At 32.2% G+C, this 23591-nt stretch carries 22 protein-coding genes; 10 read left to right on the top strand and 12 right to left on the bottom strand.

Annotation, left to right across the window (positions count from 1 at the left end; translation table 11 throughout):
* Positions 1–3 precede the first annotated feature (3 nt).
* Complete coding sequence (locus HRU50_RS05255; protein WP_296348895.1) at positions 4–1059, top strand: oxidoreductase; 1056 nt, start codon at positions 4–6, stop codon at positions 1057–1059.
* Between the two features lie 34 nt (positions 1060–1093).
* Here the strand turns inward: HRU50_RS05255 and HRU50_RS05250 are convergent, their stop codons facing one another.
* From HRU50_RS05250 to HRU50_RS05220, 7 genes are all read right to left on the bottom strand, one after another.
* Positions 1094–1543 (bottom strand): sensor of ECF-type sigma factor, encoded by a 450-nt coding sequence (locus HRU50_RS05250; RefSeq protein ID WP_296348892.1) that lies wholly within the window; start codon positions 1541–1543, stop codon positions 1094–1096.
* 10 nt (positions 1544–1553) lie between these two features.
* On the bottom strand, positions 1554–2054 hold the full coding sequence (locus HRU50_RS05245; RefSeq protein ID WP_296348890.1) for a hypothetical protein: 501 nt from the start codon (positions 2052–2054) through the stop codon (positions 1554–1556).
* 54 nt (positions 2055–2108) lie between these two features.
* A complete protein-coding gene (locus HRU50_RS05240) occupies positions 2109–2651 on the bottom strand; it encodes an RNA polymerase sigma factor (RefSeq protein ID WP_296348888.1) in 543 nt (180 codons plus the stop codon).
* A 295-nt stretch (positions 2652–2946) separates the two neighbouring features.
* Positions 2947–4773, bottom strand: a complete 1827-nt coding sequence (locus tag HRU50_RS05235; RefSeq protein WP_296348886.1) for an ABC transporter ATP-binding protein — start codon at positions 4771–4773, stop codon at positions 2947–2949.
* Between the two features lie 3 nt (positions 4774–4776).
* Positions 4777–6504, bottom strand: coding sequence for a phospho-sugar mutase (locus HRU50_RS05230; RefSeq protein ID WP_296348884.1), 1728 nt, complete (start codon positions 6502–6504; stop codon positions 4777–4779).
* Between the two features lie 80 nt (positions 6505–6584).
* A complete protein-coding gene (locus tag HRU50_RS05225; RefSeq protein WP_296348882.1) occupies positions 6585–7535 on the bottom strand; it encodes a glycosyltransferase family 2 protein in 951 nt (316 codons plus the stop codon).
* A 45-nt stretch (positions 7536–7580) separates the two neighbouring features.
* The gene (locus HRU50_RS05220; RefSeq protein WP_296348881.1) at positions 7581–8117 is read right to left on the bottom strand and encodes a DUF4199 domain-containing protein; all 537 of its coding nucleotides are present in this window, start codon (positions 8115–8117) and stop codon (positions 7581–7583) included.
* A 239-nt stretch (positions 8118–8356) separates the two neighbouring features.
* Here HRU50_RS05220 and HRU50_RS05215 point away from each other — a divergent pair, with 239 nt between their 5' ends.
* The 3 genes from HRU50_RS05215 to HRU50_RS05205 all read left to right on the top strand — a co-directional run bounded on the left by HRU50_RS05215 (position 8357) and on the right by HRU50_RS05205 (position 10801).
* Positions 8357–8608, top strand: a complete 252-nt coding sequence (locus HRU50_RS05215; RefSeq protein ID WP_296348878.1) for a type B 50S ribosomal protein L31 — start codon at positions 8357–8359, stop codon at positions 8606–8608.
* A 109-nt stretch (positions 8609–8717) separates the two neighbouring features.
* Positions 8718–9893: a GlmU family protein gene (locus HRU50_RS05210; RefSeq protein WP_296348876.1), complete on the top strand. Its 1176-nt coding sequence runs from the start codon at positions 8718–8720 to the stop codon at positions 9891–9893.
* Entirely contained in the window at positions 9893–10801 is a 909-nt protein-coding gene (locus HRU50_RS05205; protein WP_296348874.1) for a hypothetical protein, read from the top strand. Before HRU50_RS05210 ends, HRU50_RS05205 begins: the two co-directional genes overlap by 1 nt.
* 46 nt (positions 10802–10847) lie before the next feature.
* Here HRU50_RS05205 and HRU50_RS05200 read toward each other — a convergent pair whose 3' ends face one another.
* The 3 genes from HRU50_RS05200 to HRU50_RS05190 are packed head-to-tail and all read right to left on the bottom strand — an operon-like array spanning position 10848 to position 15414.
* Complete coding sequence (locus HRU50_RS05200) at positions 10848–12494, bottom strand: ABC transporter substrate-binding protein (RefSeq protein WP_296348872.1); 1647 nt, start codon at positions 12492–12494, stop codon at positions 10848–10850.
* Positions 12470–14251, bottom strand: coding sequence for a hypothetical protein (locus HRU50_RS05195; protein WP_296348871.1), 1782 nt, complete (start codon positions 14249–14251; stop codon positions 12470–12472). The genes HRU50_RS05200 and HRU50_RS05195 overlap by 25 nt, the downstream gene beginning before the upstream one ends.
* 11 nt (positions 14252–14262) lie before the next feature.
* Positions 14263–15414, bottom strand: coding sequence for an ATP-binding cassette domain-containing protein (locus HRU50_RS05190; RefSeq protein ID WP_296348869.1), 1152 nt, complete (start codon positions 15412–15414; stop codon positions 14263–14265).
* Between the two features lie 143 nt (positions 15415–15557).
* On the opposite strand from HRU50_RS05190, the gene mtaB reads away from it, so the two are divergent.
* The gene (gene mtaB / locus HRU50_RS05185; RefSeq protein ID WP_296349092.1) at positions 15558–16880 is read left to right on the top strand and encodes a tRNA (N(6)-L-threonylcarbamoyladenosine(37)-C(2))-methylthiotransferase MtaB; all 1323 of its coding nucleotides are present in this window, start codon (positions 15558–15560) and stop codon (positions 16878–16880) included.
* 104 nt (positions 16881–16984) lie between these two features.
* Complete coding sequence (locus HRU50_RS05180; protein ID WP_296348867.1) at positions 16985–17476, top strand: hypothetical protein; 492 nt, start codon at positions 16985–16987, stop codon at positions 17474–17476.
* A 77-nt stretch (positions 17477–17553) separates the two neighbouring features.
* Here the strand turns inward: HRU50_RS05180 and HRU50_RS05175 are convergent, their stop codons facing one another.
* Positions 17554–17850: an N-acetyltransferase gene (locus tag HRU50_RS05175; RefSeq protein ID WP_296348865.1), complete on the bottom strand. Its 297-nt coding sequence runs from the start codon at positions 17848–17850 to the stop codon at positions 17554–17556.
* 161 nt (positions 17851–18011) lie between these two features.
* On the opposite strand from HRU50_RS05175, the gene HRU50_RS05170 reads away from it, so the two are divergent.
* On the top strand, positions 18012–18674 hold the full coding sequence (locus tag HRU50_RS05170; protein ID WP_296348863.1) for an alpha/beta hydrolase: 663 nt from the start codon (positions 18012–18014) through the stop codon (positions 18672–18674).
* A gap of 46 nt (positions 18675–18720) precedes the next feature.
* Entirely contained in the window at positions 18721–19650 is a 930-nt protein-coding gene (locus HRU50_RS05165; protein WP_296348861.1) for a lytic transglycosylase domain-containing protein, read from the top strand.
* Between the two features lie 85 nt (positions 19651–19735).
* On the opposite strand, the gene HRU50_RS05160 is transcribed toward HRU50_RS05165, so the two are convergent.
* Entirely contained in the window at positions 19736–20314 is a 579-nt protein-coding gene (locus HRU50_RS05160) for a DUF2892 domain-containing protein (RefSeq protein WP_296348858.1), read from the bottom strand.
* Positions 20315–20477: 163 nt separating this feature from the next.
* Between HRU50_RS05160 and rpmH the strand changes: the two genes are divergently transcribed.
* Positions 20478–20639 carry a 50S ribosomal protein L34 gene (gene rpmH, locus HRU50_RS05155; protein WP_296348856.1) on the top strand — a complete coding sequence of 54 codons (162 nt, stop codon included), beginning with the start codon at positions 20478–20480 and terminating at the stop codon, positions 20637–20639.
* A gap of 98 nt (positions 20640–20737) precedes the next feature.
* Complete coding sequence (gene carB, locus HRU50_RS05150; RefSeq protein WP_296348852.1) at positions 20738–23590, top strand: carbamoyl-phosphate synthase large subunit; 2853 nt, start codon at positions 20738–20740, stop codon at positions 23588–23590.
* Position 23591: the final 1 nt, after the last annotated feature.

The following is a 23591-nucleotide window of genomic DNA, read 5'->3' as shown; positions in this document are numbered from 1 at the left end:
GTTATGAAACACCTAGCCATTTTAGTTTTATTATTTTTCGGTGTTGTGTCTTGTAAATCTGAAATAACTCAACCTGACAAGAAATTTTCAACGATTGAAATTGAACATTTAATACAAGATTCACTTTTGAATGTGAGGGCATTAGAAGTTTATGGTGATTCGTTTGCGTGCTTTGCTACTTCTAAAGGAGAAATAGGTGCTTTTTCAGTAGACAATGGAATCTTTGAACTAGAATTTTTAGTTCAACAAAAGTATGATTCTATAATTCCAAATTTTAGGTCAATTGCTGCCAATAGCGAAGGAGGATTTGCATTAGGTATTGGTAATCCTGCTCTATTATTTAGTGTTGAAACATCTAATGAAAGAATAGTTTACCAAGATAACCACCCAAAAGCATTCTACGATTCTATGGAATTTTGGAATGATAATGAAGGCATAGCAATTGGTGACCCAACAGATGACTGCATAAGTGTTATTATAACAAGAGATGCGGGTGAAACTTGGAATAAATTATCTTGTGATGTGCTACCAAAAATAAAAGATGGTGAAGCAGCCTTTGCAGCTAGTGATACCAATATTGCAATTGTTGGTGACCATACATGGGTAGCTACGGGTGGAAAAAGTAGTCGTATTTTATATTCGCCAGATAAAGGTAATACTTGGAAAGTTTATGATACACCAATTATTCAAGGCAAAGAAACTACAGGTATGTATTCTATAGATTTTTATGATAAAAAGAATGGTTTTGCTATTGGTGGCGATTACACAAAACCTAAGGATACAATTGCTAATAAGATTAGAACTTCTGATGGAGGGAAAACATGGCAGGTCGTAGCAGATGGAAAAAGTCCTGGTTATAGAAGTTGTGTGCAATATGTCCCAAATAGTGACGCTAAAAAATTAGTAGCCGTAGGTTTTAAAGGTATAGATTACAGTAACGATGCTGGTAATACATGGGAGCATCTCAGTGATGAAGGCTTTTACACTATTAGATTCCTTAATGATTCTACAGCATACGCTGCAGGCAATGGTAGGATAAGTAAGTTATCATTTAAATAAAAAAAGGAAGCTCCTGCTTCCTTTATATAATTTACTACTTCTTTCCTTTTCGCTTTTCTCGGCGCTGTTTCAAACGCTCAATAAGTTTTTTGTCAAACTCACGTTCGGCACGCATTAATGCTATTATCTTTTTACTTGAGATGACATCTGAAAGTTTTGAGATCAATTCTTTATCTAAGGCATGTCTTTCATCTTTCATTTTTAGCATTTCTTGCAATAATTTGTCTGCTTCTGCTTCTGTCATATCAGCAGGTCGCTTGCCTATTTTTTTTAAGCTAGATTTTTCTCTAAGCTCATGTTTTTTCTCTTCAATCTCATTATAAATCGGCCAAAACTTTTCTGCTTCCTCAGAAGTGAGGTTTAGACGTTCTGTGATAAATGCAATTTTTTGAGATTTGATGCGCTCATGCATCATTTTTCCGCCGCGTTGTGCAAATCCTGAGAGACTTACAAGTAAAATTAGTACTGTGATTGTTCTTTTCATGATGTTTATATTATTCTAAAATGTATTTTAAATCTGCGTTATCTAAAAGATAAGTTTCTATGTTTTCTTCATCTAGATTTGTTTCTATAATTTCAAAATCTTCTTCCAAGATTTCTGTTTCAGTAAGTAATTCTGCTAATTCGTAACTGTCTAAATCTGTATTCTCAAAATAAGACTCTACCATTTCTACAGAAAGTTCATCAACTGTGTTTCTATTTATAAAAAGAGCTAAGATTAATACTATTGAAGCTGCAATACCTGCAATGTAATAGAACTTAGTCCTAGGTCGAAGTTGCACCACAGGTGTTTCTTCTTTGTCTAACTTGTCTAGTATAGTATCTTCTAATGTATCGAAATAATTATCAGGAACTTTAAAACCTGTATCATTAACACCAATATTGTCGTTTTGGTCTGCTAAGCGTTCAAAAAGCTTATCTTCAAAGGACTCAAAATAGTTGTCTGGTGTTTTAAAGCCAGTTTCTGATATATTATTTAAATCTTCTTTTTTCATATTTCTGAACTTAATTCAGTCTCTATTTATATGACTTCAAATTGATGAAATGGTTTAATTTGAGGTCAGATAGTTTTCTATTTTTTGTACTGCCAGATGATACGATGCTTTTAATGCTCCTTCACTTGTATCCAGTATTTCGGACATTTCTTTATATTTTAAATCATCAAAATATTTCATATTGAATACTTGTTGTTGCTTTTGTGGTAAGGTAGCAATGGCTTTCTGTAATTTTATCTGAATGTCATTACCTTCAAAATACACATCAGCTGTAAGGTTATTTATAGCGTTCTTTTGATATTCCTCGTTAGATATATGTTGTTGTTTAGCGTTTTTATTAATATGCGTAATAGACTCATTTGTTGCTATACGATACATCCAAGAAAATAATTTACTATCACCTTTAAACTTGTCTATACTGCGATATACTTTTATAAATGTGTTTTGTAACACATCGTCGGCATCATCATGACTAATAACAATTTTACGTATGTGCCAATACAATCGTTCTTTATAGAGCTGCAATAACTCTCTAAAGGCAGATTCTTTTGTTTGCGAATCTTGTAGGTGTTTTATAAAATCTTGTTCGTTGGTCAATTGTTTTGCTTTGGTAGTTTAGACCAGATAAATTACTAAAAGTTTAATTAGAAATTAATAAAATTCTAGCATCTATTTAAAGTGTTGAAAAACAGGTAGATAGATAATATTATATCGATTAAAAGCAAAAAAATACGACAAAAAGCAATTTTTTCTTGGTTTATATGTTTTTTTACTTTAAGTTTGACCCAGCTTAACCTATTAACTTTGTTATCAACTTCCCCAAATTTGATAACATAAAAAAAAAGGATGCATGAAATACTGCATCCTTTTTATATTTATAGTCTTTTTAGTTTTATTCGAAGCTTTGCATCTCAACAAGTTTCTTATACACACCATTTTTATTAATTAGTTCTGTATGTGTGCCTTGTTCAACAATTTCACCTTTTTGCATGACAACAATTACATCTGCATTCTGAATGGTTGACAAACGATGCGCAATAACTATTGACGTTCTGTTTTGCATCATTTTTTCTAAAGCATCTTGAACGATACGTTCGCTTTCTGTGTCTAGAGCAGATGTTGCTTCATCGAGTATCATTATTGGTGGATTCTTCAATACAGCACGAGCAATACTCAAACGTTGTTGCTGGCCACCAGACAGCTTACCGCCAGAATCTCCAATATTTGTATGAATACCTTGAGGCAAGTCTTTTACAAATTCCCAGGCATTGGCAATTTTTAAGGCTTCGATAATTTCACCTTCTGTTGCGTCTTCTTTACCAATCTTAAGGTTGTTAGCCACAGTATCATTAAATAGAATAGATTTCTGAGTAACTAATCCCATAAGACCTCTCAATGATTTTTTTGAAAGCTCTTTGATATTATCTCCATCTATAGAAATAGATCCTTGATTAACATCATAGAAACGTGTTACTAAATTAGCGATAGTACTTTTTCCACTTCCAGATTGCCCTACCAACGCGACTGTTTTTCCTTTAGGTACATTTAGTGAGAAGTTTTTTAGAACTAAATCATCTTCATACTTAAAAGAGATATGATTTAGATTTATCTCAGAATTAAAGTTGTGTTTAGATTTAGCACTTGGTCTATCTTCTAAAGGTGATATGGTTTCTAAAATTTCTAAAATTCTGTCAGCAGCTGCATTTCCTGCTTTTACTTTATAACTTGCCTTACTAATTGCTTTCGCTGGTGTTAATATCTGATAAGCTAAACCCATATAACCAATAAACGCCCCACCTGACAATGAGTTCTCAATTAACACCATTGATCCACCATACCATAAAAGCGCCGCAATAGTTACAATCCCCAAAAATTCGCTTGTTGGTGATGCCAGGTTTTGGCGATTCATTAGCTTATTTGAAAAATTATAGAAGCGACTGGTTGACTCTTGAAATTGGTTATTAAACTTATCTTCAGCATTAAATCCTTTGATGACTTTTAATCCACTTAACGTCTCTTCTAATGTCGATAAAAACACACCTTGTTCTGTTTGAACTTTATTGGACTTTTTCTTTAAACTTTTTCCAATTCTTGAAATAATGAAACCAGAAATAGGAATAAAAAGAAATACAAAAATGGTGAGTTTTACAGAAATAGTAAACATTGCAATGATTGCAAATATTATAGTTAAAGGTTCTTTCACAATTAACTCAAGTATAGCCAAAAGTGAATTCTTTACCTCATTTACATCACCAGAAATTCTTGCTATAATATCACCTTTTTTCTTTTCAGAATAGTAAGATATTGGTAGGTTTAAGACCTTATCATAAATTTCATTTCTTAGGCTTTTTAAGACACCATTTCTTAGAAACGTAATAAAATAAAGACCCAAATAATTAAAAAGATTTTTTAATAAAAATAAAGAGATAATCAGAATAATCATATACAGCAAAGAACGCTGAGGTCCGAACTCTTCTGATGTTGTAGTTATAAAATAATTTATAGAGTTTTCTAAATAATCTTTTATTTCTTCAAAACCTTTATAAACAGGCTTTTCAGTTACTTTTGCTCCTTTGCCAAATAATACATTTATCATAGGCATCAGAGATACCATGGCTAAGGTGCTAAAAAGGGCATAGAATACATTTGCTATGATATTTAAAATCCCATGGCGTTTGTATGGGATAATAAATTTTGAAAGCTTTTTTATATAATTCATCTATTATAAATTCATATCCTTGAGGATAGCGTCAATTCTGTGTTCCAATAACTGCTCCGTTTCTTTAAAAGCAGACACATTGTCAAGTTTTGTATTTACGCTAATGTAGAATTTAATTTTTGGTTCTGTACCACTAGGTCTTAATGCTACTTTACTACCATCTTCAGTGTAGTAAATAAGTACGTTAGATTTCGGAATGTCAATTGCTTCTTCAGTGTTATTAACTACATCTTTAGCTATCGATAATTGGTAATCTTCAATACGTACAACTTTAGAACCATTGACTTCTTTTAATGGATTCTCGCGTGCATCAATCATCATTTGTTTGATTTCTTGTGCACCTTCAATTCCTTTTTTAGTTAATGATACTAAACGCTCTTTATAGAAGCCATGTTCAACATATAAATCAATGAGTTTTTGATATAAAGTTTTTCCTTCAGCTTTTGCTTGTGCAGCAATTTCGCATGCTAAAAGCGTAGAAGTCACTGCATCTTTATCTCTCACAAAATCACCAACCATAAAACCAAAACTTTCTTCGCCACCACCAATAAAATCTAGTTGTGGGAAGTCTTTTATCATTTTAGCAATCCATTTAAAACCGGTTAAACCAATCTTACATTCAACATTGTATGCATTAGCTAAAACAGACATCATTGGTGTAGATACTATTGTAGAACCTACAAACTGATTGCCATTAATTTTATCTGAATTCTTCCATTGTTTTAATAAGAAATCAGTCATTAAAATCATGGTCTGGTTTCCGTTAAGAATTACAAGTTCGTTATCTAAATCACGTACTACAACTCCTAGACGATCACAATCCGGATCTGTACCAATAACAATGTCTCCACCCACTTTTTGAGCAAGTTCCATTGCCATTTTTAAAGCTTCAGTTTCTTCTGGATTAGGCGAAGCCACAGTTGGGAAATCTCCGTTAGGTTCGCGTTGTTCTTCAACAATATTTACATTGGTATATCCAGCACGTTTTAGTGTTTCTGGAATAGACATGATAGATGTGCCATGAAGCGATGTAAAAACAATATTTAAGTTTTCTTTAGCTTCGGAAGATGTATCAAAACTTCCATTTTCAATAGAAGCATTAATAAACACATCATCGACATCTATTCCTATATATTGAATTATATCTGAGTTTGATTCAAATTTAATTTCTGAATAATCTAGTTTATTAATTTCAGCAATAATCTCACCATCTTGCGGTGGCACCAATTGTCCGCCATCTTGCCAATATACTTTATAACCATTGTATTCTGGTGGGTTATGTGATGCGGTTAAAACAATACCGCAATGACAACCTAAATGTTTTAGTGCAAAAGAAAGTTCTGGAGTAGGTCTTAAGTCTTCAAATAAAAATACTTTTATGCCATTTGCAGAAAATACATCAGCTACTACTTTACCAAATGTATTACTGTTATGTCTACAATCATATGCAATTGCCACTTTAATAGTTTCACCAGAAAAAGTAGATTTTAAGTAGTTGCTTAAACCTTGTGTGTTCTTTCCTAAGGTATATTTATTAATGCGGTTGGTACCTAAACCCATAATACCTCGCATTCCTCCAGTTCCAAATTCTAAATCTTTATAAAAACTTTCTTCAAGTTCTTTAGGGTTTGAAGCAATTAAATTTTTGATTTCATTTTGAGTCTCTTCATCAAAAGTAGGTGTTAACCAAGTGTTTACACGTTCTAAAATCTCTGGTTTTATATAAGTCATGTAATAAAGTTTATTGTAAGACAAATGTAAACAAATAAGGTTTTTATTGCTTTATCTCTAAGTTAATAATATCAAGATTCTTAAGAAATATTAATTTCTTCTCTAATATGATAACGTTGACCTTGGCGTTTACTTCTAAGAATAAGTTCACCTAAAAAGCCGGCAATAAATAATTGAGCACCAATAATCATGGTTGCCAAAGCAATGTAAAATTGAGGTCTTTCTGTAATTAGTCTACCAGAGGTATTAATAAACAGCTTATCAATTCCTAAATATCCAGCAAAACCAAAGCCGATTAAAAACATAATTACACCTAATGAGCCAAATAAGTGCATTGGACGCTTTCCAAATCTTGAAATGAATGAAATGGTTATTAAGTCTAAAAATCCATTGACAAAACGGTTCATTCCAAACTTAGTTTCGCCATATTTTCTTGCTTGATGGGTGACTACTTTTTCCCCAATTTTAATAAACCCAGCATTTTTAGCTAGTACTGGAATGTACCGATGCATCTCACCATAAACATCGATATGTTTTACTACAGTATTTTTAAAGGCTTTTAAACCACAATTAAAATCGTGTAATTTTACCTTGGAGGTGCGTCTTGCTGCCCAATTGAACAGTTTTGAAGGCAGGTTTTTTGTGATTACAGAATCAAATCGTTTCTTCTTCCAGCCTGAAACTAGATCATAATTTTTATTGGTAATCATGTCAAAAAGTTCAGGGATTTCATCTGGACTATCTTGTAAATCAGCATCCATAGTAATGACTACATCACCTTGGGCTTTTGCAAAACCAGCATGTAAAGCTTGAGATTTTCCAAAATTTTTAAAGAAACGGATACCTTTTACATTAGGATTGCTCGTAACAAGCGATTCAATAACATTCCAAGAGTCATCAGTACTACCATCATCAATAAAGAGTAATTCATATGAAAATGAATTGGATTGCATCACAGATACAATCCAATCGTGTAATTCTTTTAAAGATTCTTCTTCGTTAAGTAGTGGTATAACTACTGATATATTCATATTAATGTTGTCTAAAATCTAGACTTCAAAAATAAAAGAAAATAATTAAGCTGCGTCAGGATCTTTTTTCTTCATAATAAGACCAACAATCAACCCAATGACTGCATAAAATATAAGACCTTTGGCTATGTTGTAAATTTGAGCTGAAACACCTAGATTGTCTTGATTAGCCGCTTGTTCCATTGCTTTGTCAATTTCACTTTCTGGTGCGCCCATGTTTTCCATGAAAGTTCTTGTTTTTTCCATTACAATTTCTTGAATTGTAGTTGCAGCTTCTGGGTCAATAAAATTGAAAATTACAATTGAAACTAATGAACTAATGATCATCGCAATTGCAATTGTTATGAAATAAGCTGAGAATGCATCTTTAAAACTTATAAATCCACCTAATATACTTTTAGCTTTAGCTGTAGAAATTACTCCAACTGCAATTGATGTTAATGGCAATATAAGAAGGTAAAACCAAAAGTTAGTCAATAATTCTAAACTAACAGCATAGCCGATGATAGTGAACGCAGAAAGTCCCAATGCTAAATAAATCCCGTAATTAATTGCGGATGAACGATATGATTTTTTTTCCATGATTTGTTGGTTTTTAGTTAATCGATTAGTTAGTACCTAAAGATAACGAATTGTTACAATTAATTTTTAAGAATGTCTAATTCTTACTAGATTAGACAGGATTAGATTTTAGAGCTACATTAAAAGCAATGTGTATGTATGAATTTTAATTAAAAAACTTGTTGAAAAAGATTGTAGGTTTGTAAAAAATAATTAAATTTGCACCTCGAAAAAATCGAAATTAAATAAAGCATTTAGCGATGAAAGCAGGAATACATCCAGAAAATTATAGAGTAGTAGCATTCAAAGATATGTCTAATGATGATGTGTTTTTAACGAAGTCTACTGCAGAGACAAACGAAACTATCGAGGTTGAAGGTGTTGAATATCCACTTGTAAAATTAGAAATTTCAAGAACATCTCATCCTTATTACACTGGTAAGTCTAAGTTAGTTGACACTGCTGGTCGTATTGATAAATTTAAAAGTAAATACGCTAAGTTTAAGAAATAATAACTTAGTCTACTTATATTCGAAAAAGCCTTTCTTTATTCAAGAAAGGCTTTTTTGTTTTCTGTATTTACCCTAATTTTGAAGTAATACGACAACTAAATCTTTTTCAATGAACTATATACTTTTTGATGGACCTTATCGAAATAGTCTTTTACCATTTACTTATACAAGACCTGTTGCGGATATTAGGGTTGGTATATTGACCATACGTCAGAAGTGGGAATCTTACCTCGAATATACCACTACTACAGTTACAGAAGATTATTTGTCTGATAAATATCCTATGGTAGAAATGGAAGATAACATTATGATTAATGCATCCTTTTTACCAAACAGAGAAGTTGTAGAAATTGTAAAGAACTTAGGTCATAACCATGCATTGTTTAAAGATGAAGATGTTATTGCCTTTTTTGCAAAAGAAGGAGAAGAAGTTAGTGATTTTTCAACCTTTGAAGCTATAGAGTTTGAAGGTGATATTATAAAGATTGAAAACACTTGGGATATTTTTTCTAAAAATGGTGAAGTCATTGCAGAAGATTTTACCTTGATTACAGACGACAGAACTTCAGAACCTATACCAAGTACAGTAAATGTTATTAACCCTGAAAATATATTTATTGAAAAAGGTGCTAAATTGACTTTTGCAACATTAAATGCAAGTTCTGGGCCAATTTACATAGGTAAAAATGCTGAAGTTATGGAAGGTTCTATTGTAAGAGGTCCTTTTGCGTTGTGTGAACATGCAGCATTAAAGTTAGGTGCTAAAATTTATGGTCCAACTACTGTAGGGCCTTTTAGTAAGGTTGGTGGTGAGGTTAACAATTCGGTGATTTTTGGATATTCTAATAAAGGGCATGATGGGTTTTTAGGAAATTCTGTTTTAGGTGAATGGTGTAATCTTGGCGCGGATACCAATAACAGTAATCTTAAAAATAATTATGCTGAAGTAAGATTATGGGATTATGAAACTGGTGGTTTTGCAAAAACTGGTTTGCAGTTCTGCGGCCTTATGATGGGTGATCATAGTAAATGCGGAATTAACACCATGTTTAATACTGGTACAGTTGTTGGTGTGAGTTCTAATATTTTTGGAAGTGGTTTTCCTCGAAATTTTGTACCAAGTTTTTCATGGGGTGGAAGTAAAGGGTTTGTCACTTATAAAACAAATAAAGCTTTTGAGGTTGCTGAGGTTGTTATGGCAAGACGCAATGAAGCCTTAACCGATAAAGATAAAGCCATTTTAGAACATATTTTTGAAGAAACTAAACAATATAGAAGAGAATAATGAAGAATAAAGCCCCACTAACACTTCTTTTTATTTTAATGTTTTCTATTTCTTTTTGTCAAAGTAAAGATGTAGAAGTAAAGAAACTAGACATTAATAACAGGTACGATCATTTTGCTGCGAGAGTTGTGGGTGATTCCTTGTATTTTAGTTATAACCTTACCACAAAACGCGGAAGACCAATTAAGGATAAGTTTGATGGTTACATTTATACCATGTATACCTCTGAAGTTAGTGAAGATGGTGAAATACTAAATCCAAAACCTGTAAAAAAAACAGATTTGAGTGCGTTCAATATGTCTGCTGCAACATTTTCTAAAGATGGAAAGTACATGTATTTTACGACGAATCAATTGAGTAAAGGGACAAATAAACTCAAAGGTATTGATACTTATAACTTGCAGATCAGTAGAGCTGAATATGTTCAAGGCAAAGGTTGGACTAACTTTGAAGTTTTGCCTTTTTGCGAACAAGATTTTAATTATGCGCATCCGGCTTTAAGTCCTGATGGGAGTACACTTTATTTTATTTCTGATAGAGAAGGTACAAAGGGTAAATCTGATTTATATAAAGTGTCAGTGTCAAATCATATAACTTACGGTGATGTTGTAAGATTGGATGACGATATCAATTCTTCACGTACCGAGATATTTCCATTCATAAGTGCTGATAATAAGCTCTATTTTACATCTAATAGACGCGGAGGTAAAGGCGGACTAGATATTTATGTCTATGATTTAGAATCTAATGATGAAGAACAAAAACCAAAATCATTAGCTGCACCAATAAATAGCAGAGGAGATGATTTTTCTTTTTTCTTAAATGATGATTTAACAACAGGATATATTTCGTCAAGACGTCTCAAAGGTGAAGGTGGTGACGATTTGTACTATTTTGAAAAATTTTAAGATGATTAACGATTTACGATGTCGACTAATTACTAATCATTAATCACTAATCACTTTCAGCTTTCCTTACATTTTTAAGTTCTAGCAGGTTAGTTGCATTTATACCTAAATTTTCAACTTCTTTTCTGGTAAAGCGTACCACTTCATCATAGAATAGAGGTACAATAGGCGCATTAGTCATTACTAAAGAGTCCATTTTGGTATAGAGTTGTGCTCTTGCCGTTGGATTCGTTTCTAAATAAGCCGCTTCGTACAAAGCATCAAATTCTCTATTAGAATAATGCGTGTAATTAGGTCCATTTGGGGCAAAGTTTTCGCTGTAATACAAAGACAAATAGTTCTCTGCATCTGGGTAATCTGCAATCCAACTTGCTCTAAAAAAATCGAGTTGCCCGTTTGCCTTACCATCTTTAAGACTAGATGCAGGTATTACATCAATATTAACTTGTAAGCCAATTTTTTGAAATTCTCTTTGTATAAATTCGCAAAAACTTAAATAATTACTGATAGTTGTGATGGTTATTTCTGGATTTTGAATACCTGTCTCAGATTTAAATTCAGAAATGAGTTGTTTGGCAGTCTCTGGTTGGTAAGTAAAGCCAATGGTATCATCATATCCTGGTAAACCTTTAGGGATAAAGCCTCCATATGCAGGTATGCCAATACCGTTACGTAAATAGGTCATCATTTTACTTCTATCAAAACCTAGATTTATGGCTTTCCTAAGTTTTACGGATTGAAATTCTTTGATTTCAGTTTCCATGTAAAATCCCAAGTACTCTGTATTTAAATATGGGCCTCTAATCATGTTAACCTTATCAACATATTTAGACCTTAATTTTCCATCCGCGGTTAATATTTCATCTTTATAAGAATCATCCAATCCTGAAACAAAATCTATATTTCCTTGCGCAAACTGCAGGAACTCACTTTGCTTATCTGGTAAAAAAGTGATAGCAATGGCTTCAAGATGTGGTAGTAATTTTCCTGTACTGTCTTTTTCGAAATAGTTATTGTTTTTTCTAAAAACGAGTTTAATATTTTCTTCCCAACGTTTAAATTCAAACGGACCAGTTCCAATAGGATGAGATCTAAAATCACTACCGAAATGATTTACAATTTCTTTAGGAACTACAGAACAGTATTTCATGGTTAATAAACCAAGAAAAGCAGGAAATGGCTGTTTCAGTTTAATTTGAAACGTAGAATCGTTTACTGCGCCAAATTCTTCAACCTTATTTAAAACCCAACTACCTGGTGATGCTATAGCTTTATCTTTTATGCGATTAAAACTATATTCAAAATCATGAGCTGTTGCTGTTCTTGTTAAATCGTTACCAAATAATTGGTGCTTATGGAAGTATACATCTTTACGTAAGTTGAACGTGTAGGTGGTTGCACTATCAGTGATTGTCCAATGTTTAGCAATACAAGGTTTTACATTAAGTTGATCATCCATTTGCACCAAGCCATTAAAGAGTTGGTGTGTTGCCCATATATCTGCGTTATCTTTGGAGAATGCGGGATCTAACGAACTAATATTCTTATGTTCATTATATCTAAAAACGAGATGGTCTAGACTTTTAGATTTATCACTGTCGCAAGAGATTAAAATACCACAAATGACAATTACGACATAAAGATATTTAACAGTTGAATTAAAAATACTTATTGTTCTGGTAGTGCTCGCCATTGTTTAATTATAGAAGCATAAAAGTACATAAATACGAGTGCAGAGACAAACAAGAAAACGCTGGTAGTTACAAAGCCTATATCATTTAAAAGGACAAAACAATCTCTCTCCTCAAAAACCAAACTTCTACAATAATCACTTTGATGACTTGTAATTATGGCAAGAATGAGTAAAACATATGGAATAAAACCTGCGATGGTTAGGTTAAGGCAAACCCCAACTAATAGTTTTCTGAATTTATCTTTATAGAACAATGGAATTATTAGAACAATTGTTGAAATAATTAAAGTTAAATACATTGCAAAATATTCACTAAAATCACCTTTGACTAAGTAACCATAAATAGCAATAATCAAAAGTGTAAATAAGAATAACACAACACCTGCAATTATTGAGAAAATAAAAGTTCTTAGGTTGCTAATTCTAAAACAAAATATGAGTATTGACAATGAAAAGGCAATCCATAAAAAGACGTGAATTGAGCCGTTGATAACCGTATAGTTTTTTATGGTGTCAATATTCTTAAACGCTGTTTCTAAATCTTCAGATTTAATATAATAATTGGTAGTAATCTCATCAATGTATTCTTCTAGTGCTGTACGTTCCTCAGCGAATTGAAATTCTCCTTTAATAGGTTTAGATTGTCCTATTAAAGCCTTGACTTTGTATTCTGGTCCTGTATTTATGATGTTGTACCATGTTTCTACAGAAATATTTGTTTCGATGTTATACTTGCTACAATAGGATAAAAATGTTTCTAATGTATTTTTAATTTTAGTTGCATCATTTTCTAAAAGTAAATCATGATTTGATTTGTTTCGTATTGCACGCTCAATACTGTTCTTTTTCTTTTGATATGGATATGTGCTTAAATAATCAAACTCAAATTCTGAATAATCATTGTCATTCCCGTTTTTCAGTTTGTAAAACGCATTTGAAAAATTAAAATAAGAAGGTTCAGCCTCATAGCTGTATTCATTAAAACTTAATGGAAATGTTTGATATGAAGTATGAAGATCTTTAATATCTACAACATTTTCCTTGTAGTAGTAGGTGCGTGTTGAGTCTGATGTAATAAAATAAACATAACCTTTTTTCTGTATGTTTTCATTAGAGTAAACATCTTTAAAATCAATGATTTCTTTTCTTAATGTATAAAACTGATAAGACTTATCATAGTATTCTAAATAGGTAAATCTTCCATCAACTAATCCTGAGTTGGTCTCACAATAAATTGTGTCGTATGGTGATGGATATTTTCTATGATTAATCATGTAATCATTTAAATTATGCGAAAGGAATACGGCAGCTTTATTTGCGTTATTCACCTCTTCTACAAAAACGTCATCATCATAAGTCAGATTGATATAGTGTTTTAGTCCGAACATGTAAGAAAAGTAGAATGTACAGCTCACAAAAACGATTATGAAATAATATACAAATTGTAAAAACAATTTGTATTTACTGGTAGGATAGAAGTTTTTAAAACCATTATTCTTAAACATTTGGGTCAACCAAATTACAATAAGCAGTATGGATATAAGAATGCTAAAAAAGATAGAACCATTCTCAAAGAAAATATCCACGTTTCTTTTTTTATGAAGCGTCTCTACATTAGACAATGCGATAAAACCAAGGATGTAGAATACCAAGTGAATGATAGCGCTGATGCCAAGCATCCAAACAATTTTAGTATTCCAGATATTAGGAAAGCGTTCTAGTAAATATTGATTTGTATTGTATATAAATTTTTTCATTGCAGGCAGCATTACGAAACAAAAAAGCGTCTGGTTGATTTAGTAATATTTCTAGTATAAGTCACATCTATTTCATGATGACCTAAAACTTGGAGAACTTCATGAAATGCTGTTGTTTCATCAAAATAACCAACATAAATTCCTCCATTAAATATGAGCTTATTTAATTGTAAACCTTCAAATATTGAAAGTAGTTTTTCACGATCGGCATTACAATCAATTTCAACAATTAATTGATTTTCATCTTCTACTTGTTCTTCTTTGTTGTCCTTGTATTGTCCATTCTTAAGATAAATAACCTTGTCTGATATTTTTTCAACCTCGTACAGCTGTTGAGAACTTAAAATAAGTGCTACAGGATTGTTTATAGAGTTACAAAGTGATTTTAAATCTTCTAATATTACTTGTTGTGCTAAAACATCTAAGTTAGCTAATGGCTCATCAAGTAATAGTAATTCTGGCTGTCTAAGCATAGTTCTTGCCAGTTCAAATCGCATTTTATAACCAGATGACAGTTCACTCCATTTTAGATGCTTATAATTCCATAATCCAAAACGAGCAATCATCATTAATACGCGAGTCTCATTTTCTTCTGGTGAAACACCATAACTAGATAACACAAATTTGAGATTGTCCTTTAGGCTACCGTACCATTTTTGTGTACGTTGTGGTATATAAACGAGATTAGTTCTAAGGTCATAATCCGAATCATAACTATTATCAAATTCAAAATCTAAAGAACCACTATTATGTTTTAATTCTTTGGCAAGTAATCTAAGTAATGTTGTCTTTCCGTTTCCATTTTCACCGACTAAACCATAAACTTCACCTTTATGTATTTTAATAGATATAGGTCCAAGTTTAAAGCGTTTATATCCATAGCTTTTAATGAGCTTTTTACCAATGACTAATGGTTTGTTGGTATCATATTCGGTTACAGGTATTTTAGAAACACGATCTAGAATTTGTAATGACCTTTCAATCAGTTCTTTTTCCTCATTCGGATGTTTTTCTTTCCAATCTGTTAATGAAATGACTTCGTTATAAATATCTAGGTCTTGCCTATCAATGACGCAATCCATGAGTTTTCTGTATCCAAGAACAGTATCATTATTTCTAAAAAATGATTTGACTTCTGCAATTCTTGCATCAACTTTAGACATATAAGATGTAGTTTATTGAGTTTTAACGTTTGAGGTCTGAGTTAATTGTGAGATTGTCTAACAATTGCGTAAATTTGCGCACTTTAATTTTAACAAGTAAATATAAATAGATTTCTGACTTGGCTGAAGTAGTTGATAGACAAATGAATAAAAAAGTAGCTTTCTATACTTTAGGTTGTAAGCTAAACTTCTCAGAGACCTCTACAATTGCTAGAAGTTTTAAAGACGAAGGTTTTGATCGTGTGGACTTTAGTGAAAAAGCAGATATTTATGTTATAAACACGTGTTCTGTAACCGAAAACGCTGACAAACGCTTTAAAACCATAGTTAAGCAAGCTCAGAAGGTCAATCCTGAAGCTTTTGTTGCAGCTATTGGTTGTTATGCACAACTAAAACCAGAAGAACTCGCAGATGTTAATGGTGTGGATCTGGTGCTTGGTGCAACGGAAAAATTTAAAATTACCGATTATCTTAATGACCTATCCAAGAACGATTTTGGTGAAGTACATTCTTGCGAAATTGAAGATGCCGATTTTTATGTTGGTAGTTATTCAATAGGTGACAGAACTAGAGCATTTTTAAAGGTTCAAGACGGATGCGATTATAAATGTACCTATTGTACTATTCCTCTTGCAAGAGGAATTTCTCGAAGTGATACTATGGAAAATGTGCTAAAGAATGCACATGAAATTTCAGAAAAAGGTATTAAAGAAATTGTACTTACTGGTGTGAATATTGGAGATTACGGTAAAGGTGAATTTGGTAATAAGAAACACGAGCACACGTTTCTTGATTTAGTTACAGAGCTAGATAAAGTTGAAGGTATTGAGCGATTGAGAATATCCTCAATAGAACCTAACCTATTGAAGAACGAAACGATTGATTTAGTGTCTCAATCAAGAGCTTTTGTGCCTCATTTTCATGTGCCATTACAAAGTGGTAGTAATGACATTTTAAAGAAAATGAAGCGTCGTTATATGCGAGAATTATATGTTGATCGTGTTACCAAAATAAAGGAAGTGATGCCGCATGCTTGCATTGGTGTTGATATTATTGTTGGTTTCCCAGGCGAAACTGAAGAACATTTTTTGGAAACCTATAACTTCTTAAACGAATTAGATATTTCCTATTTGCATGTGTTTACGTATTCTGAGCGTGATAATACAGAAGCCGCAGCAATGGATGGTGTTGTGCCTAAAAATGTAAGAGCTAAGCGCAGTAAAATGCTTCGTGGATTATCTGTAAAAAAACGAAGAGCTTTTTACGAAAATCAAATACATACAGAGCGAACAGTATTATTTGAAAGTGAGAATAAAGAAGGCTACATCCATGGTTTTACCGAAAACTATGTCAAAGTGAAAACTCCTTGGAATCCAGAGTTAGTTAATACACTTCATCAGGTAAAGCTTTCCAAAATAGATGAAGACGGCCTGGTAAGATTCGACTTTATGAATCTTCCAGTTTAGGTTTATTTTCTGCAGTTAATCGTTAGAATAGTAGTGCTAGTCTATAAGTTTTTAGTAAAGTAGAATACCGATATATATTTGTATCAAACTTCTATACGCCCCAAATGTTAAAGAATAGTTTACAATTAGTTTTATTAGTATTCGCATTTATTTGTACTACAAGTTGCTCTAAAGAAGATTCACAACAAGACGCTCATATTGGTTCATGGCAATTGGTGGAGTGGAATATTGGTATTGATACAGATTTTAATAATGATGGTATTATGAGCACCAATATTTTAGATGAATTTGATTGCGACTTTAAAGAAGTTGTCTCATTTGATTCTGAAGGATTAATGACACATCGTTTAGAATACTTACCAATAGTTGATATTAGATTGCGAGATGTTGATATGTCAAATTACACGTTTCAATACAATTGTGGTGAAGGCATAATAAGTAATGCAGTAGTATATACTCGTGAGGATTTAGAGTCATATATTTTAGAAGGCAATACCATGACCACGGTTACAGTTGATGCTGTAGAAATTCAAAACGAAGCAGGAACAGAAGTTGTGTCTTATTTAACATCAACAAAAGTTTATACAAGACAATAGATTTCTAAAATTACATACAATATAAAAAAAACCGAAACTCAAAAGTTTCGGTTTTTTTTATAAAATATGTTTCAATTTTATATTCTAATACCAACAGGTAACATTCGTTTGTATTTTCTATTGCTTCTTACAAATTTTGCAATTTCAGGACTGGTAGGAACAACACTGATATTTCTATCTTTAATATCAGCAAAAACTAATTCTAAAAATTCTTTTTTAAAATCGGTTGATTCAATAGTCTCAGGAATTACCATTTTAGTTAAGAATATTTTGCGCTCTTGCAAAGAGTATTCTATAACAGCCATGTTATTTTCAACCTTTAATTCGTATTGGCGTAGAAAGTCATTATCAATCAATTCAGCAGTTTCTGTCATAATTTTTCTTCGTTTATAAAGTTAAGGTTGGTAGGTGGGAACTATATTTCATAGTTTTGCAGGGCAAAGGTACAAAAATTTAACATAAATTTTAAATTGAGGTTGTTAAAACATTAAATCATAATCAATTACCTTTCCTTTTTAAAAGCCTATAAACAGTAATGAATAGAGTTTTAACACATGTGTATTTAATGCCTGGTATGGCTGCTAACCCTACTATTTTTGAGTACATTAAGCTTCCAGAAGACAAGTATAAAATACATTGGTTAGAATGGTTTCTTCCAAAGAAAAATGAAAGCTTAACAAGCTATGCCAAACGAATGAATGAGGAAATAAAACATGATAATGTCGTGCTTTTAGGTGTGTCTTTTGGTGGAATCTTAGCTCAAGAAATGCGAAAGTATAAAGACTTTAAAAAAATTATTGTGGTTTCGAGTATAAAGTCTCGTCACGAATTACCAAAACGTATGAAACTTGCGAAGTACACTAAGATTTATAAAATATTACCAACACATTTAGTTAAAAACGTTGAAACCTTGGCCAAGTATGCTTTTGGCGAAACTATGAAAAAGCGTATAGATAATTACAGAAGATATCTGTATGTCTCTGATAAGCATTACTTAGATTGGTCTATAAAACAGATAGTCTGTTGGGATCAGGAAGAACCAATGGATGATGTGATTTACATTCATGGAGATAAGGATACTGTGTTTCCGAATTCATGTACAGATGGTACAATTGTTGTTAAAGGTGGAACACACGCCATGATTATTACCAAATACCATTGGTTTAATGAAAATTTACCAAATATTATTGAATCTTGATTTTGAAAGGATTAAATTGACACTTATATTTAAAGAAAAATACGCTATGCAAATTTTAAAAAACATATTCGCAGCAATTGGATTAATTGGAGTATCGGGATTATTTATTTTTTCCATGCAAAAAGCACCATCAGATAATAATATAGGAAAAGAAACTCCTTTAGTTAATGATTATAACGTCTATGCTTTAGAGATGCCAGAGGATTTAAATTTTGCTGGTGAAAGAATACCAATAGAGAATCCTGATATTTATGAACGTATGGATAGAGAATTGTTGGTGAACACCTATTGGCAATCTAATGGGCTTCTAATGTTTAAAAGAACGCAAAAGTACTTTCCAATTATTGAACCAATTTTAAAGAAAAATGGTATACCAGAAGATTTCAAATATTTGGCTGTGATTGAAAGTGGACTAATACCAACAGCAAAGTCACCTGCAAAAGCAGTTGGTGTATGGCAAATCATGGCAACAACAGGCAGAGAAAACGGTTTAGAGGTGAATAAGAATGTTGATGAGCGTTACCATGTAGAAATGGCTACCGAAGTGGCTTGTAGATATCTTCAAAAGGCTAAAGATCAGTTAGGTTCTTGGACGCTAGCTGCAGCAGCATATAATGCAGGTAATTATGGCGTATCTAAAAAGTTAAAAGAGCAAGGAGTCTCTAATTATTATGATTTGTTGTTAGGGGAAGAAACAGGCCGTTATTTATTTAGAATAGTGGCTCTAAAAGAAATTCTAAATAATCCTACTAAATATGGATTTAATTTTAATACCAATCAGTTATATAATGCAATTCCTACTTATAAAGTAGAAGTAGATACAGCAGTTACAGATTTTTCTCAGTTTGCGAAAACCTTTGGTATTAATTATAAGATTCTAAAGATTCATAATCCATGGCTAAGAGAGAAACATCTGAATAATAAGTCAAGGAAGTCATATAAAATTGAGATTCCTAAAGAAGGTTACTACAAATAATAAGTTATTAATAAAAGTAGATAGTAATAAGTTTATGTGTTTAAGATTGCAGCTTCAATTTAAAAAGTAGCAGTTTCACTACTCACTATCGTCTACTTCTTCTATGTTGTCTTGCAGAAGTTGGCTGTCCGTAATGTTGTCTTGGTATTGACGCCTTTTTCATCTGTTGCTTCATCATTTTTATTTGGTCTGCAAGCATATCTCTTTTGTCTAATTTTTCAGCCTCAGATAAAAGTTTAGTTGCTTCTTGCTTACGACGTTTAGAAAATGCGATACCTGCAAGGTTTAATTTTGCCATAGCTAAATCATGATCCATTGATAGACCAAGACTAATAGCTTTTTTAAAATATTTTTCAGCTTCATTCATATTGGTCTGAGATACCATTATACCATTTAAGTAGTTGAGGTAACCTTGTTGCTTTTTTACAAGAGCCGTTTCTGGATTTTTAATTTTATCTAGCCATTTCTTCGCACCTTCAAAATCTTGCTTTCTCAATTTTAAGAAAGCCAATAGTATCATTTCATTTTTAAAGTATAAGAAAATAAATATCGTTGAGAAAAGAATATACATAATACCATTACCTATATATCCTTCTGTAAATTGGTATATGGCATAAGCTATAATTAATCCTGTAATGACGAGTTTTATATTTTTATTGAACATATATCTTATATATTTTTTAAGGTCAGCAAAGGTAATAAAAACTAATAAAAATATTTTTATTTAGGTACTTGTTAAAGTAAAAACTTGTTGTATATTTGCACGCAGTTTTGAGGAAGCCTCAAACATATATAATAAAGATTTCAAGATTTTAAAGATATAAGACATGAGCAAAAGAACGTTTCAACCGTCAAAAAGAAAAAGAAGAAACAAGCACGGTTTCAGAGAAAGAATGGCTTCTGTTAACGGAAGAAAAGTTTTAGCACGTAGAAGAGCTAAAGGAAGAAAGAAATTGTCTGTGTCTTCAGAATCTAGACATAAAAAATAATGATTAACAATTGTTAATAATATAAAGGTGTTGCTTATTGGTAACGCCTTTTTTTATACACCATTCATAACTATTTTTGCAAAACAAAACACAATAGCATGCCAAAAAACGACAAAATCAAATCAATTTTACTTATAGGTTCAGGTCCAATTGTAATCGGTCAAGCGTGTGAGTTTGATTATTCTGGTTCTCAAGCATTACGTTCATTAAGAGAAGATGGCATTGAGACTGTTCTTATTAATTCTAATCCTGCAACGATAATGACAGATCCATCAATGGCGGATCATGTTTATCTATTGCCATTGAATACAAAATCTATTTTAAAGATTTTAAAAGAGCATCCTCAAATAGATGCTGTTTTACCAACAATGGGTGGACAAACAGCATTAAATCTTTGTATTGAAGCTGATGAAAAAGGAATTTGGGAAGATTTTGGCGTAGAAATTATAGGTGTTGATATTGATGCTATTAATATTACAGAAGATAGAGAGAAGTTTAGAGAATTAATGACTGAAATTGGTGTTGGCATGGCACCTCAGGCTACTGCAACTTCTTTCTTAAAAGGAAAAGAAATAGCACAAGAATTTGGTTTTCCATTATGTATTAGAGCATCATTTACATTAGGTGGAGCAGGAGCTTCTATTGTGTATGATGAAGCAGAATTTGATAAAGCATTGACTCGTGGTTTAGAAATTTCACCAATCCATGAGGTAATGATTGATAAAGCAATGATGGGTTGGAAAGAGTACGAGCTAGAGTTACTTAGAGATAAAAATGATAACGTTGTTATTATCTGTACAATTGAAAATATGGACCCAATGGGAATCCATACTGGTGATTCTATTACTGTTGCACCTGCAATGACATTATCAGATAAGACGTTCCAAAAAATGCGTGATATGGCAATTCATATGATGCGAAGTATTGGTGATTTTGCTGGTGGATGTAATGTACAGTTTGCTGTTAGTCCAGATGAAGAAGAAGAAATAATAGCGATTGAGATTAATCCACGTGTATCGCGTTCTTCGGCTTTAGCAAGTAAAGCAACGGGTTACCCAATTGCTAAGATTGCAGCGAAGTTAGCTTTAGGTTATACTTTAGATGAATTAAGTAATCAAATTACAAAATCTACTTCTGCATTATTTGAACCAACATTAGACTATGTCATCGTAAAAATACCACGTTGGAACTTTGATAAATTTGAAGGTTCTGATAGAACTTTAGGTTTACAAATGAAAGCTGTGGGTGAAGTAATGGCGATTGGACGTTCTTTCCAAGAAGCACTTCACAAAGCAACGCAGTCATTAGAAATTAAACGTAATGGTCTTGGTGCAGATGGAAAAGGTTACAAGAATTATGACCAAATCATTGAAAAACTAACTCATGCGAGTTGGGATAGAGTTTTCGTTATTTTTGATGCCATTGAAATGGGTATTCCATTAAGTCGTATTCATGATATCACAAAAATAGATATGTGGTATTTAAAGCAATATGAGGAATTATTCCAATTACAAAAAGAGATTTCTACATATACTGTAGATACTATAGATAAAGAGCTGTTATTAGAAGCTAAACAAAAAGGATATGGTGACAGACAGATAGCGCATATGCTTAATTGTCTTGAAAGTGAAGTTTACAACAGACGTAGAGAGCTTAAAATCAATAGAGTTTATAAACTCGTTGATACTTGTGCTGCCGAGTTTAAAGCACAAACCCCATATTACTATTCAACGTTTGAAAGTGAAGTAGAAACGGCAGATGGTGTGGTTTCTGTTGCTAATGAAAGTGTTGTCTCAGATAAAAAGAAAATTATTGTATTAGGTTCTGGTCCAAACAGAATTGGCCAAGGAATTGAGTTTGATTACTGTTGTGTACATGGTGTATTAGCAGCTGCAGAATGTGGTTACGAAACCATCATGATTAACTGTAACCCAGAAACGGTATCTACAGATTTTGATATTGCAGATAAGTTATATTTTGAACCAGTATTCTGGGAACATATTTACGACATCATTCAGCATGAAAAGCCAGAAGGTGTTATCGTTCAGTTAGGCGGGCAAACAGCTTTAAAGCTTGCTGAAAAATTAGAACGTTATGGTGTTAAGATTCTTGGGACAAGTTTTCAATCGTTAGATTTAGCTGAAGATAGAGGAAACTTTTCAACCTTATTAAAAGAAAACAACATTCCTTATCCTGAGTTTGATACAGCAGAAACTGCTGATGAGGCTCTTGCCATTGCAGATAAATTAGACTTTCCAATTTTAGTGAGACCATCTTATGTACTTGGTGGACAAGGCATGAAGATTGTAATCAACAAGCAAGAATTAGAAGAGCACGTTGTTGACCTTTTAAGAAAAATACCAAACAACAAATTACTTTTAGACCATTATTTAGATGGTGCTATTGAAGCAGAGGCAGATGCCATTTGTGATGGTGAAAATGTGTATATCATTGGTATTATGGAGCACATTGAGCCTTGTGGAATTCACTCAGGTGATAGTAATGCAACCTTGCCACCATTTAACTTAGGTGAGTTTGTGATGCAACAAATTAAAGACCATACAAAGAAAATTGCTTTAGCATTAAACACTGTAGGTCTTATCAATATTCAGTTTGCAATAAAAGATGATACGGTTTATATCATTGAAGCAAACCCAAGAGCATCTCGTACTGTACCATTTATTGCAAAAGCATATAAAGAACCATATGTAAATTATGCGACTAAAGTAATGCTAGGTGAGAAGAAGGTGACTGATTTTGACTTTAATCCACAATTAGATGGTTATGCGATTAAGCAACCAGTGTTCTCTTTCAATAAGTTCCCTAATGTAAACAAGAAATTAGGACCAGAAATGAAGAGTACAGGTGAAAGTATTTTGTTTATAGACAACCTTAAAGAAGACGAATTTTACGATTTGTATTCTCGACGTAAGATGTATTTAAGTAAGTAGT

Source organism: Winogradskyella sp. (assembly GCF_013213835.1).
In the GTDB taxonomy this organism is placed as follows: Bacteria; Bacteroidota; Bacteroidia; order Flavobacteriales; family Flavobacteriaceae; genus Winogradskyella.
This window is presented reverse-complemented; position numbering and strand designations above follow the sequence as displayed.

Bases quoted from the DNA above. Each gene is read 5' to 3' on its own strand.
- HRU50_RS05210 (WP_296348876.1), top strand. From the start codon at position 8,718: ATGAACTATATACTTTTTGATGGACCTTATCGAAATAGTCTTTTACCA.
- HRU50_RS05230 (WP_296348884.1), bottom strand. From the start codon at position 6,504: ATGACTTATATAAAACCAGAGATTTTAGAACGTGTAAACACTTGGTTA.
- HRU50_RS05195 (WP_296348871.1), bottom strand. From the start codon at position 14,251: ATGAAAAAATTTATATACAATACAAATCAATATTTACTAGAACGCTTT.
- HRU50_RS05245 (WP_296348890.1), bottom strand. From the start codon at position 2,054: ATGAAAAAAGAAGATTTAAATAATATATCAGAAACTGGCTTTAAAACA.
- rpmH (WP_296348856.1), top strand. From the start codon at position 20,478: ATGAGCAAAAGAACGTTTCAACCGTCAAAAAGAAAAAGAAGAAACAAG.
- HRU50_RS05165 (WP_296348861.1), top strand. From the start codon at position 18,721: ATGCAAATTTTAAAAAACATATTCGCAGCAATTGGATTAATTGGAGTA.
- HRU50_RS05175 (WP_296348865.1), bottom strand. From the start codon at position 17,850: ATGACAGAAACTGCTGAATTGATTGATAATGACTTTCTACGCCAATAC.
- HRU50_RS05220 (WP_296348881.1), bottom strand. From the start codon at position 8,117: ATGGAAAAAAAATCATATCGTTCATCCGCAATTAATTACGGGATTTAT.
- HRU50_RS05250 (WP_296348892.1), bottom strand. From the start codon at position 1,543: ATGAAAAGAACAATCACAGTACTAATTTTACTTGTAAGTCTCTCAGGA.
- HRU50_RS05170 (WP_296348863.1), top strand. From the start codon at position 18,012: ATGAATAGAGTTTTAACACATGTGTATTTAATGCCTGGTATGGCTGCT.
- HRU50_RS05180 (WP_296348867.1), top strand. From the start codon at position 16,985: ATGTTAAAGAATAGTTTACAATTAGTTTTATTAGTATTCGCATTTATT.
- HRU50_RS05160 (WP_296348858.1), bottom strand. From the start codon at position 20,314: ATGTTCAATAAAAATATAAAACTCGTCATTACAGGATTAATTATAGCT.
- HRU50_RS05225 (WP_296348882.1), bottom strand. From the start codon at position 7,535: ATGAATATATCAGTAGTTATACCACTACTTAACGAAGAAGAATCTTTA.
- HRU50_RS05235 (WP_296348886.1), bottom strand. From the start codon at position 4,773: ATGAATTATATAAAAAAGCTTTCAAAATTTATTATCCCATACAAACGC.
- mtaB (WP_296349092.1), top strand. From the start codon at position 15,558: ATGAATAAAAAAGTAGCTTTCTATACTTTAGGTTGTAAGCTAAACTTC.
- carB (WP_296348852.1), top strand. From the start codon at position 20,738: ATGCCAAAAAACGACAAAATCAAATCAATTTTACTTATAGGTTCAGGT.
- HRU50_RS05200 (WP_296348872.1), bottom strand. From the start codon at position 12,494: ATGGCGAGCACTACCAGAACAATAAGTATTTTTAATTCAACTGTTAAA.
- HRU50_RS05255 (WP_296348895.1), top strand. From the start codon at position 4: ATGAAACACCTAGCCATTTTAGTTTTATTATTTTTCGGTGTTGTGTCT.
- HRU50_RS05205 (WP_296348874.1), top strand. From the start codon at position 9,893: ATGAAGAATAAAGCCCCACTAACACTTCTTTTTATTTTAATGTTTTCT.
- HRU50_RS05190 (WP_296348869.1), bottom strand. From the start codon at position 15,414: ATGTCTAAAGTTGATGCAAGAATTGCAGAAGTCAAATCATTTTTTAGA.
- HRU50_RS05215 (WP_296348878.1), top strand. From the start codon at position 8,357: ATGAAAGCAGGAATACATCCAGAAAATTATAGAGTAGTAGCATTCAAA.